General features: G+C 67.1%; 8 protein-coding genes and 1 pseudogene. 2 read left to right on the forward strand and 7 right to left on the reverse strand.

All coding sequences use genetic code 11. The annotated features are described in order from the left end of the window. The first annotated feature begins 45 nt into the window (after positions 1–45). Together OG595_RS01205 and OG595_RS01210 are read left to right on the forward strand one after the other, a co-directional pair. A complete protein-coding gene (locus OG595_RS01205) occupies positions 46–2,727 on the forward strand; it encodes a tyrosine-type recombinase/integrase (protein WP_329266879.1) in 2,682 nt (893 codons plus the stop codon). Between the two features lie 661 nt (positions 2,728–3,388). Beyond that, positions 3,389–3,649: pseudogene (locus tag OG595_RS01210) on the forward strand (ATP-binding protein); the annotation flags it as partial. A gap of 266 nt (positions 3,650–3,915) precedes the next feature. On the opposite strand, the gene OG595_RS01215 reads toward OG595_RS01210, so the two are convergent. From OG595_RS01215 to OG595_RS01245, 7 genes are all read right to left on the reverse strand, one after another. Continuing rightward, on the reverse strand, positions 3,916–7,023 hold the full coding sequence (locus OG595_RS01215; RefSeq protein WP_329266881.1) for a trypsin-like peptidase domain-containing protein: 3,108 nt from the start codon (positions 7,021–7,023) through the stop codon (positions 3,916–3,918). A gap of 16 nt (positions 7,024–7,039) precedes the next feature. Continuing rightward, positions 7,040–7,402, reverse strand: coding sequence for a CU044_2847 family protein (locus OG595_RS01220; RefSeq protein WP_329266883.1), 363 nt, complete (start codon positions 7,400–7,402; stop codon positions 7,040–7,042). Positions 7,403–8,129: 727 nt separating this feature from the next. Further along, positions 8,130–9,128 carry a DUF4238 domain-containing protein gene (locus OG595_RS01225; RefSeq protein WP_329266885.1) on the reverse strand — a complete coding sequence of 333 codons (999 nt, stop codon included), beginning with the start codon at positions 9,126–9,128 and terminating at the stop codon, positions 8,130–8,132. A 1-nt stretch (position 9,129) separates the two neighbouring features. Next, positions 9,130–10,185 (reverse strand): YaaC family protein, encoded by a 1,056-nt coding sequence (locus OG595_RS01230; protein WP_329266887.1) that lies wholly within the window; start codon positions 10,183–10,185, stop codon positions 9,130–9,132. Positions 10,186–10,342: 157 nt separating this feature from the next. Next, a complete protein-coding gene (locus OG595_RS01235; protein WP_329266889.1) occupies positions 10,343–10,615 on the reverse strand; it encodes a nucleoside 2-deoxyribosyltransferase domain-containing protein in 273 nt (90 codons plus the stop codon). Between the two features lie 16 nt (positions 10,616–10,631). Continuing rightward, positions 10,632–10,892 carry a hypothetical protein gene (locus OG595_RS01240; RefSeq protein ID WP_329266891.1) on the reverse strand — a complete coding sequence of 87 codons (261 nt, stop codon included), beginning with the start codon at positions 10,890–10,892 and terminating at the stop codon, positions 10,632–10,634. Between the two features lie 488 nt (positions 10,893–11,380). Then, a complete protein-coding gene (locus OG595_RS01245) occupies positions 11,381–12,229 on the reverse strand; it encodes a tetratricopeptide repeat protein (RefSeq protein WP_329266893.1) in 849 nt (282 codons plus the stop codon). Positions 12,230–12,259: the final 30 nt, after the last annotated feature.

Below are 12,259 nucleotides of genomic sequence, written 5' to 3' on the forward strand. Positions count from 1 at the left end.
AAAATGCGTCCGGTTCGGCGGGCCGACGCGAGGAGAATCGTGTGTATGGTCCGTTCGTCCAGATTCCCCATCTCCGACCACGAGTACGTCCAGCGGGTCCGCCGTCACCCGCCCGGCTCCCTGCAGCCCCTGATCGCACAGGTGAGCTCGCTGCTGCCGACGAAGGTCGACTGGCAGCAGGACTGGGTGAGGCTGAACCGGCACCGGAGCATCAAGGGGCTGCACCGGCCGTGGGCGTTCGCCGACGCCGCATGGGTGTCACTGACCCGTGGGAACGAGCATCGGCAGCGGCTTGCGGCCATGGACGACCTAGAGGAGATCCTTGCCCAGTACGTGGCGCTGGACGACCTCTACCGGCACTTGCCGGTCGGTGATCGGATGTCGGGACTTCTGCTGCGGGTGGCCGGGCAGCAGTTCACCTGGCAGGAGGACGACTTCTCCGAGCTTGCCCGCAGTGTGGCCATGTTGGTCCAGACGGAGCCGACGAAACCGCTGAAGGCCCTCGTCGACGGCTGGGAGCAGGAGGTGCTGGGCTGCCCCGTCTCGGACTACGTGTGGCTGGGGCAGCTGCTGTTCACCGCGGCGACCTACTGGCAGGGCCGGGTCGACCTGGACTGGGTGCCCGAGAACGAGCTCGCCGTGTTCACGGAGCTTACGAGCCGCGCCGCCGTGGAGGCCGTCCTCGAACGGCACTTCGCCACGGGGGCAGAGGAGGAACGCGCCCGTGCTGCCGCAGGACTGATCTCATCCGACCCGCTGATGCGGAGGTACACGCCCAACCCGCTGCGCTCCAGGCCCCTGGTGAGGGGTTTCGGGTGCGACTACCTGATCCCGGTGACGCCCGCGGCGCTGGGCAAGGTCAGCCCGATGGGCCTCTACTACACAGGGATGGAGCACTTCGGCCCCGGCAGCAAGGCCTTCGAGCTGTTCGCGGGAGACCTGGGCGAGCTGTTCGAACAGTACGTGGGCCGGCATCTGCGGCTGCTCCCGGATGCCGAGGTCCATCACGAGATCGCCTACGGCAAGGGCGGCGGCCAGAACAGCGTCGACTGGATCGTGGTCCTGCCCGGCCTCGTGCTGCTGCTGGACGCCAAGGCGGCCCGGCCCACCGCAGGCCTGCGGCTCGGGCCGCAGGAGACGTTCGGCGAAGAGCTGAATCAGAAGCTGGGCAAGGCCATCGGGAAGCAGATCCCGAACACCGCGAAGCTCATCCGGGAGCGGCACCCGAAGTTCGCCCACATCCCCCACGACCGGCCGATGTTCGGCATCGTGATGACGATGGAGCCGTACCACCTGGTCAACACCCCCGAGTTCCGGCACGTCCTGCCGACCTCGGACGTGCCGACGGTGGTGGCCTCGGCAAGCGAACTGGAGGACGCGGTCGTCGCGACGGACCCCACGCTGGAGGAGGCAGTCCTGGCCCGGATCGAGCAGCCACCTCCCGCCGGATGGTCCCTGCGGGCCCTCGCCGACGGACGGCCCATCATCAATCGCCGCCGGAGTCGGCCTGGACGCCCCGCACAGGCCGCGATTGCACGAGCTACGACACACATTCGCCGTTCGCACCCTGCTGCACTGGTATCGCACCGAGGACAACATTCAGGCGAAGATCCCGTCGCTGTCGACCTATATGGGACACCGCGAACCGGCCTGCACCTACTGGTATCTGTCGGCGGCCCCGGAACTGCTCGCACTGGCCGCCGCCCGCCGCGACGGCGTCCGGAAAGCGGCTCGCCCATGACCCTGATCGCCCCCACCCTGCAGGCGTTCTTCACCGACCGCCTCGCCCGCCAGCGCCAGGCCAGCCCCCGCACCATTGCCGCCTACCGCGACGCGCTCCGCCTCCTGCTCACCTTCGTACAGCAGCGGACCGACACCGCTCCGGCGAAGCTGGACTGGAACGACCTTGACGCGGACGTGATCTCCGCGTTCCTGAACCACCTGGAGGACGAGCGCGGCAACAGCACCCGAACCCGCAACGTCCGCCTGACCGCGATCCGCTCCCTGTTCTCCTACGCCGCCCTCCAGCACCCCGAACATGCCCTGCTCATCCAGCGGGTCCTGGATATCCCGCCGAAACGGTTCGACAAGAGGACCATCACGTTCCTGACCGGCCAGGAGGTCGAGGCGCTGCTGGCGGCACCGGATCCGAAACACTGGGAAGGACGGAGGGACAAGGCCATGCTGGCCCTGGCCGTCCAGACCGGCCTGCGCGTCTCCGAACTCACGAGCCTGAACTTGGACGACATCACCCTGGGCGACGGCGCCGCCGTCCGTTGCGAGGGGAAGGGACGCAAACAGCGCACCGTCCCGCTCGACCGCCCGGTTCAGAACCTGCTGGGCTCCTGGCTGAACGAACGCGCCGGCCACGGCGGCGACCCCTTGTTCTGCACCCGCACCGGGCGGCGCCTCAGCCGCGACGCCGTCGCACAGCGCCTGAGCACCCACGCGAAGGTCGCCGCGCAAGCCCGCCCATCCCTGCAGGACAAGAGCATCCACCCGCACGTCCTGCGGCACAGTTGCGCCATGTCGCTGCTGCAGGCCGGCGTCGACACCACCGTCATCGCACTCTGGCTCGGCCACGCCGGCGTCCGCTCCACCGACGCCTACGTCCACGCCGACATGACCATCAAGGAGAAGGCCCTGGCCCTGACCACACCGGTCACCGCCCGACCAGGCCGCTACCAACCCAGCGACAAGGTCCTCGCTTTCCTCGACCGCCTGTGACACCGATGCACGGCTCGGATGAACGGCCCGACGCCATGAGGGTCAGTCCTCCCACGGCCACAGGCTGAAGCGCCACCATCGACCGCGCGGTGAAACGGTGTGTCTCAGGGCCGGGTGATCGAGGATTCTGCGGTCCAGGCGCCCGACGATGCGGACGAGCTCGCGCGCGGACTTCGGAGGCAAAGCATGTATGGCGACCTCCAGGAGGTCTCGCCATTCACCTGGCTCCGGCGGACAGCAGGACGGTTCACCACAGCCCGTGAGAACGAGAGGCGAACGCCGTCGCGGGGTATGCGCCAGCACACTCCAGGCAGCCAGGGCTTTGCCAAGGTCACCGGGCGAGAAGCGAGTTCGCTCCAAGCGGATGATCTCGGCCTGCGCCGAGCCAGAGAGCTGACCGATTTTCGAATATCGCCCGCGCTCAACCGGGAACCTCCGGCGGTCTGAGCGCAGGTCAGAAGGACGCCTACGCGGCATGGTCCTTTCGATGCACTGTCATGGCATCAGTGTGTCAGAAGCTGAGCAGCGCTGGCAGCCGCCGTCCATCCTCAACTATGCCGAACCGAGCAACCCCCACCGTGGTTGCGGCCAGTCACAGTGGCACCCTGCTCGGCATAGTCGCGGGCTCGGCATAGGTCGATCTATGCCGACATCCGCATAGGTCGACGACATCGGCCTGCTGCCGGTCGGGGAAGACGCCGCCGAGGCGTTCTACCGCATCATCGACGCCGCCTACGAACGCCGGTCCATCGCGGTGACCAGCAACATCCACCCCTCAGGCTTCGACACGATCATGCCGAAGACCCTCGCGGGCGCGAGCACCGACCGCCTCATGCACCACGCTCACCTCGTGACCACCACCGGCGACTCACACCGCCTCGCCGAGGCCCTCGCCGGGAAGGGAGTGGTCCCCTTGAACTGACCCCCACCCCCAGGAACACCACTGGCCACACACCTGGGTTTCTGATGGCCACCAGCCTGGACACCCAACGGCCACCCACCTGGGCATCTCAATGACCGTTGACAGCGAGTTCGGCGATGGCCTTTCGGGCGGCGGCCAACTCCGCGAGACGCGCTTCAGTCTCGGCGAGTGTGCGCCGGTCAAGCAATCTTCCTCCTGACAAGCGCGGACAGGGTTTTCAGCAGACGCAGGCTCGCGGCGGGGGTTGCGAGGAAAGGTCATGCGCCTCACAGAGCAGCGCGGGAATCGGGGGAGGCGCTGCTGAGGGCTGCGAGAAGGTCATCGGCCCGAGGGTCTTCGAGTTCGGACAGTGCTATGGCCGCCTGCACCCTGTGGTCATGGCTTAGGGCTGGGTCAAGGGCCAGGGCGGTGAGGGCATCGGGGCCGCGTGGGTCGCCCAGAGAGGCCAACGCGGAGGCCGCCCACACCTGACCGGAGTCGTCCCGGGCGCCGTCGCGGGCGTATACCGCCAGGAGATCGGTGCCGCGTCGATCACCGAGTGCAGCGAGCTCTCCGGTGGCCATCAGACGGCCCGAGATCTGAAGACCGTGGGTCAGCGCCCACAGCGGGTCCACGGCGTCCAGGTAGCCGAGGCTAAACAGCCACCGTCCCATGGAGGAGTAACTCGCGTCATCAAGTGCGGGGTCGTGCGCCAGATGCCAGTAGGTGTCCGCTGCCGACGGATCACCCATTTTGGCCAGCGACTCGGCTGCCTCCATACGCGTCCCGGAGTCGAGGTCCTGGTCGTGGGCGAGAGCCCGCAAGGTGGCCGAGGCGCGTTCGTCGCGGAGACTGACCAGAGCACGGGCCGCCTGCAGGTTGGAGATCCCGAACAGACCGGGCACGGTGGCGAGGTGCACCAGGAGGTCGGCGGCTTCGGCGTCGCCGAGCTCGGCCAGTACTGCAGCCGCCCACACTCGGCTCCCAGTGTCATGGTCGGGCGTGCGGGCGATCTCCCCGAGCTCATACGCGGCATGGGCGTCGCCGAGCCAGGTCAGTGCCGAAGCCGCCCATATACGGTCCTTGACGTCAAGTCCGGTACCACGCAACAGGCGCCGCAGAGTCTCGCGGGCGAGGGATGGGATGTCAGGAGGCAGATGGGTGCCCAGCTGTACCTGCGCAGCGATGAAAGCGCAGCCAGCAATGCCGGACCGCTTGGCCAGACGCCGTAGCAGGCGAGCCAACTCCTTGGGCGTGCCGTCCCGTTGCCCGAGATCGAGCACGAAGCCGACGAGGGGGCCGTCCGCTTCAGGCGGTCTCCAGAACTTGAGCCCCCAGATCCGTGGTCGGAAGCCCGGTACACGGGTCAGCAGCCCATATCGGGCCGGTCGGTTGAGTGTCCTGAATGTTCGGGCCGTTGCCGCCCTGTCCCGGGTCGCATGGCAGGCGGCGAAGTACTCCAGTAGCGTCCGATGGAGGAAGACGGCATCCCCGTCACGCACGGTCACCAAGCCGGTGCCGCGCAGGCTTTCCTCCAGGAATGTCTCCCATACGTCCAGAGGAACGGCTTTCGGTCGCGCGGCTTCCGGCTGGGCGGCGAGCAGATCGATCGCGCGGGTTTTGTTGCCGTCGTGCTGGGCCGAGGCCAGGTAGGCGACCAACTCGGGCAGGTGGTCGAGGGTTCGTTCCGCTGCGTTCAGGGCCGCCTGCCCCTGGTCTTGGGCCTGCAGAGCGGCCTGGGTGCGTGCCCGAAGGCCGCCAGCGCGCTGGCGTTTGTGCAACAGATCGACGAAGGCCTGGTAGATACGCCCGCGGCTGTCCGGGAGCTGGCGGTCGGGATCGACGGTGTACAGCTGGCACAACATAGTGGCCATCAACGGCGTCCGAGCCAGCTCCTCAAGGTCGCGTCGCTGCAACTGCTTACTGAAGTCCGCGGCGGCGACCCGTGGTTCGGGCAGGTTTTGGGAGGTGAACCACTGCTCGACGAACCGACCGAGGTCCTCGGTGGTGAAGGGCAGCAGCTCGTAACGCGCCGGAGTCCAGCTGCTGGAGGTGCTCTGCCCCAGTGCGCCGGGGGCCAGCGGTCGCATGGTTCCCACAAACCGATAGGGCGAACTGGGGATTTTCGACAGGGCGCCGAGCATGGTGACGACCTCGGCCCGGGAATGGTCTGCCATCTCGTCCAGGCCGTCGATCAGCACGAGCCAATCGACCCCGCGCAACGGCCTGGTGGCGAAGAACTCTCCCGGCCAGCTTTCCGTAAGGCCTGCCGTACGCAGTTCCTTGGTCACACCGGCCGCGACGGCGTCGGGAAACGCGAGAGGCGCGGCCAGATCGGCGGCCCGTACGAGCACCGGTATGTACAGGCCTGGATGCCCTGCTCGCCACCGCTCGGCCAGGCTGATGAGCCCCGTGCGCAGCAGAGTGGACTTCCCGCCTCCCGGGCCGGCGACCACGAGGGCGTCGCCCCCGTTCTCCAGGATTTCCTGCGCCAGTACGGTCCCTGGTGGATCGGCCTGCCCGAGCGGCGACCGGACTGCAGCTCCGGCTTCCGCCGGTGCCGGTGCGGCCTGAGCTCGCTGGCGCAGGTGAACCGCGGCAGGTGGCGGGGGCGGTACGCCGGGCAGTGCGCCCGGATACGAATGCTCGCGAGTCGCCCGGACCGCCATGTCCAGGTAGACGCGCAGTCGCGGCCCGGGATACCGCCAGCCGCCGAGACGTATCTGGTCGTCATCGAGCGCGTCCAGCCAAGCGATGTTACAGGTGGGGTCGGACTGGACCTGCGTGAGCTGTGGCAGTGCGGACAGCAGATCGCCGGCTGACACCATGTGGGCGCTGCCGGCCTTGTCGGACGAGCACAGCAGCCCGCACACCGCTCCGGTGCGGCGGTTGAGCACCGCGCTGCCGCTGTAGCCGCCACCCACCGGCGTACCGAACACCCGCTGCGGCTGCCAGTCCACGCCCAGCGGACGGCCGTTCTTGTCCACGGCACGCAGCCGGGAGGCGCCCTGCACGGTGAGCAGCGCCGACTGACCCGCCCGGAACATGCCCGCCGGATATCCGAACGTCCATACCCAGTCACCGACGTCGATCAGGTCGGACACCAGCACATGCGGCAGACCCATGTCGTCGGGGGCACGCAGGAACGCCAAGTCCATGTCCCCCGGACGCCGACGTACATACCACTCCGGCACCGGCTCCAGGAGGAACTCGGAGCCGTCGACCGTACGGGCCCGTACAAAATCGGGCAGTTCCTCAAAATGATCGGCGACCACGTGGGCGCACGTGATGACGGTTCCCGGGGCGATGAGGAAACCCGTTCCCTCGATCGTGACCTTCCCGCCGGGCGAGCGCACCTCCAGAGCGAGTGTGGCCGCGCGCAGCAGGTCCTCCAATGTACCCATGGCCACCTCAGGGTGCTGACTTCTCCCATTCGAGCCCGACCGTGATCATCGATGTCGCCGATGCCTTTCCGATCACAGCGACGAACTGGCCCGACTCAACCAGCACCTCGCAACCGAACTGCACGCTGACCCGCGAGGCGTCGGTGCTGCGCAGCCTGCCTGCGATCTCCTGCGCGAACCCCGCGAGACCATCAAGGAGTTGCTCCAGCTTCGGCTCGCCCCGGCGCCGGCCCGAGATCTCCTCCTCGCCGCCTTCCAGATCCACCGATCTGGCTTGACTCGCCGACAGATACACCCGCTGCCAGCCCGCCTCCACCGCGACCAACTCGGCACCATCCCGGCCCGCCGAAGTCTGACTCACCTCATCCACGCCCGCAGCCCCCTTCCCGGCACCACCACACTCACACCGCCCTCCCCACCGTACTGGCGCTCAATGGAGTCGGCACCGCTCCTTTGGCAAGGGACAGTGGGGATCAGAGGTTCGCCACGTGATCAGAAACGTAGGCGCACAGGACACGAGGCTCCGCTGCTAGCGGGCGTCAAGTCCGACCTTCCCTGGGAGGCCCCTACCAGAAACGAACTTAACGCCCCCTCACAGCGGCTGGCCAACGGCGCACGGTCACGATGCACCGACAACATCACCGGCCCGCGCGACACGTTCCGCGCCGCCGACAGCACCCCTCGACTACCGCCCGCCGCACCCCGGGACCCCGGCCAGGTCAAGCTCGCCGACCCCATGCCCTCGCCTCTGGACCTGGCTTGCCCCACCGATGCAACCAATGCCTTCCAGCCACGAGAGGGACTAACCGGCCAGTGCCAATCCATCTGCTTTCGACCGCCACTACCGGCCGCCCAGTACCACTGAGCAATCAACGCTCGCAGTGAGCAGATCCCAGAAACCCGCAGATCACCCCAGTTCAACCAACGCAACCCCACATCCTACTCGCAAGTAACTTCTCACGCGTCCCGCTCATCAAACTGAGCAATGCGCAGGTCGACCTCGAAGAGCTGCTCACCCCCAAGAGGGCCGCAACAGATCGAATAGCCGTCGACAGGCCGGGCAGGCCACCTTGCCCGGCCCCCGTTACTGCTTGGTCTTAGCGGCGAGTCGTGTACATGTGCAGGATGTCGCCCATGGGCTCCAGCGTGCCGTCCGGCTTCTTCCGGAAGCCGGGGCCCGAGTTGAAGCGCAGCGTGGGTCCGCGCCTTCTCAGATGGACCTTGTCGAGCGCGGCGTGCCGGTCCGGGTGCCCGACGACGACCTGCTCGCAGCTGTCCGCAAGGTCCTGGTTGCAGCTGTTCACGCGGCTGAGCCTGACCTCTTCCGCGGATGTGCCGTGGCTGGGGACGAGGACGAGCTGGGCCGTGGGGCTGACCGGGAACCTGACCTCGTCAGCATTCTCCAGGCCGAACCCTTCGTAGGCGTCCCTCGGAGTCTCGGGACGCCAGAGGACAAGGGGCGTGTCGGAGGTGAGAAAGATCGGCTTGCTGCTGGTCTCAAGTCGCCAATGCCGGGCACGGTACTGCGGGATGCACACCCAGACAGAGCTGAAGGTCACGGCGACCGCTTCGTCGTGAGTGGGGTCGTTGCCGCCGTTCATCGCCCGTGTGCCGTGGTAGTAGTCGAAGGCGCCCTGGGCTTCGGCTTCCCGTGGCGGGTGACCGAGATGCTTACGTGTGAGGTACTTGGCCATGAGCGCCAGGTCGACCTCCCGACCGTCCGCGTAGAGGGTGACGTTGCGCCCGAAGAGCGGGCCCGTGCGCTTCCTCGGGGTCCTGGCCATCTGCACAGCCAGGTAGAGGCAGAGCAGTTCGCGGTCGTCGGTCCCGGCAGCCGGTGGCATCCCCGTCTGGTCGATCCGGCGCAGGGCCTCGAGTGCCTGCCCTTCCAGGCCGCTGAGCTCGTGTTCGATGGTCGTGGAGGGCATGCCGTTCTCGTCCGTGATCGTGTAGAAGCCAGTCTCGGCAGCGACGTTCTTGACGTTGGCGAGGTGCGTCTTCGGAGGGCACCGGCGCCTCACTCTGACCATGTCGCCTCGCCCGAATCGTGCCAGATAGCTCTGAGGCACGTAGTGGTGGAGTTTCGGCACAGACACGTCAGGTGCTCACCTCAGTGATGGTGTCCGCGATCAGAACGGGCAAGTGGTTGATGGCGCGTTCCAGAAGCCGTTCGATCGGGACCGCGTACTTGCTGGTGTCGACGTTGATGAGCGTGCCCCAGGTCGCGGGTTCGTAGCGGGCGAGCATGGACAGCGTGTACAGCACGGCCCACCAGGCCATCAGCGGGTGCAGTTCCCGCTTCATCGAGCCCAGGACGGGTAGGAAGTACCGGCTCCCGGCGTAGCTGCGGGTCAGGGTCCGCAGGTGGGCCAACCGTTCGACTCCGGTCGCATTTCCGTCAAATCCCGTGCCCACGCCCTCGGGCATGAGCCAGTTCATCCTGAGTTCGCCGCCGCCGTGGTTGTAGCGGGTGTAGTCCGGAGGTGCCTCCGGCCCGAGGCTGAGGGTGCGGGTGGTCACGTAGCTCTCGTGCTGGGCGACGGTCGGGTACGAGGTGAGGAAGTCGACCAGCGCCTCGCGGGTGCCTGCGTCGATGACCCGGTCGGGGAGATCGCACACGGGGACGCTCAGCAGGGAGTGCTCGTGCGTGCCGACGCCGACGTCATCCCCGACCGTGTACAGCGGGGTGAGCCGCTTCCTGGTGGTGAGCGGGTAACGGAGGTTCGGCGGCAGCAGGTCCCAGACGTCTTCCAGGCGCAGCGGGTCCATCTCCCACACCGGTGAGTCGAGGACCTCGCTGACCTTCACGAAGCTGCCCTGGGTGCCGGACGGATCGGTTCGGATCTCGATGTCGGGGAAGGGCAGGTGGAACCCTGTGGTCTTGATCCCGTGGGTGTCGAGGCGCCAGTCCCCGCCCTTGAGGGACCAGGCGGCGGCCGTGATGGCACGCCCGGCCTGGCTGAGGCCGTAAAAGGCCAGGATCGGGCTCGTAGCGGGGCCCACGACGGAAGCGGCGTGGAACAGCTGCTGAGCCTGTTCCAGGGCTGCCGAGTACGTCTTGCGGCGGGATCCGGTGTCGGCTCTGGCGGGTGGATCGGAGCGGCTGGCCCGCAGCCGCTCCCACGCCTCATCGGCGTCGAGATCGCTGTGCATGACCGGGACGCTACTCGCTGCCGAGTTGACCGCGCGGGTGAATTTGTGGGGATCACACGAGGTCCAGCGCAGTTGGCAGGATCAGAGGGTATCCAGCGCACTGATGAAGGACTGGAGCCAATCTAGATCGGCCTGCACCGCAGGCCCCTTGATTGCCTCACGCTTGATGCGCGGCCTCGCGGACGGTGGCTTGGAGACAATCGTGGACGCTCACGTCCGGCCGGGCGTGCCGCAGTTGTTGCACGACGTCCAGGTGGCGCGGGTAGTCGGGATCGGCGCCGACCGCGAGGCGGGTGAGGCAGGCGGCGTGGGCTCCCAGTTCGTACAGGGCGATGGTCTGGACGGCTTCGGCGCAGAACCAGAAGAGGATCACGTCGGCGACGCGGAGAAGCTCGTACTCCCAGACCGTCTGCTCCCGTGCCGCCGCCACCTCGCCGGCCGGGAAGTCATCGCGGCGCGGGTTGAGGACGACGGCCGGGGAGCCGATCGCGTCCAGCTGGATTACTGGCCGTCGCTACCAGTTCGAGCACCCGGTGATGCCGCCGCCCGAAGACCGACGGGGCGTCGCCGTCGTAGCGCGCGGGGGCCTCGATGTAGCGCAGCGTCCGGGGCGTCAGCAACGGGAAGCCGTCGACGGCAATCGCGTCCAGCAGCTCCCGTACGAGCGCCCGGGCATCGGGGCTCCCACCGGGGTAGGCGCGCAGCACGGGAACCAGCCTCCACGCACCGAGCTCCGGGTGCGGGCGCAGCATCTGCTCGAGGGACTCGACACTCAGGACGCCTCCGGCCGCCAGGCCGTCCAGGCCTCCGTCGGTGCTCGCCTGCGTGGACAGGATCCGCGCGCGGTGTTCCTCGGCCGCCCCCGACCGTGCACGTAGTCGGCGGTCAAGGCGTCGGCCAGGAGCTGCAGTTCATCCGTCAAAGCGGCCAGCATACGAAGGCAGGAAACAAGCTGGGCTGCCGCCCCTCGCCTCCGCTGATGTCCGCCAGCACCCGCTCGCGCCGTGCGCGCTCGGCCGCCCACCCGTGGAAGCCGCCGCCCCAGGAGAACGGAGTCGTCAGGTCCTGCGTGGACGGGCTGCCCATACGTCATCATTGGCGATCCCTGACCTGGGAGCCGCGTGTCACCGGAGAAGTCCGCCAAGAACAAAGTTGCTGCCTGGAGTCACAGGAACCCCTGGAGCATCACTTATGGCTAACGCCTAAGGATTAGCAGCTCAGCCTCATCTGAATGGCCAGAGAGTTGACCAGCTTCGCGGATTTGCTCGATCGTCATTGAGCTGGCCAATTCGATCGCGTCATGAATTCCATCTCCATTTCCACGATCAAGCGGAGTCAAAAGCCAGCGAACTGCCTGAACCAGGTCAACAGCAGTTCCAACACCATCCCGATAGCGCCGCGCCGCTACGAGCATCGCAGGGACATGTGAAGATTTAGCCGCCCTGACGTACCATTGCAAAGATTCGCCATCGAGGCCTTTTTTCGCGCACTGGTCTCCCAGCACGGCACATGCCTCTGGAATTCCTAGTTCTCCGGCCATCTGCAGCCACTTTGCGAATTCTCGGAAGTTCTTCCCAGCCCCATGACCGCGATAATAGTTAACCGCAAGATTGAAGGCCGCATAGCCGTCGCCCGCCTCGGCGGCAGCACGGTACAAATCGTTGGCCCTGCCCGGGTCGGCGGCCGTACCCACCCCTCCGGCAAGGACGAACCCCAGCTCCCTCATCCCTTCAACGACACCCCCTCCAGCAGCCGTCTCCAGCAATGAGGCCGCGCGGGAAAGCTGTTCGCCACGCTCCAGAAGCAGGCCTGCCACCAGGACCTTCGCGTCGAGATCTCCCTGGTCGGCCAGGATCTCCAGTCGGGGCTGGAGTCCCCGAGCCCTGTCCCGGCCCTCCGTCGAACCCCTGCGCTTGGCATGGAAATACCAGTTGCCCGCAGAGATGAGATCTCCAGTAGCCGTGGCCTGATCACCGCGTGCCAAGAGTTCCTGGATCGAAATCCCTTCAGGGAATACATGCCAATTCAACACCGCTTCACCCACGGACATCTCCTCATGATCAGCGGCACAGCC

This window comes from Streptomyces sp. NBC_01451 (genome assembly GCF_036227485.1).
Taxonomy (GTDB): Bacteria; Actinomycetota; Actinomycetes; order Streptomycetales; family Streptomycetaceae; genus Streptomyces.

Excerpts from the sequence above, each read along its gene's own strand:
- OG595_RS01205 (WP_329266879.1), top strand. The coding sequence starts at position 46 with ATGGTCCGTTCGTCCAGATTCCCCATCTCCGACCACGAGTACGTCCAG.
- OG595_RS01230 (WP_329266887.1), bottom strand. The coding sequence starts at position 10,185 with ATGCACAGCGATCTCGACGCCGATGAGGCGTGGGAGCGGCTGCGGGCC.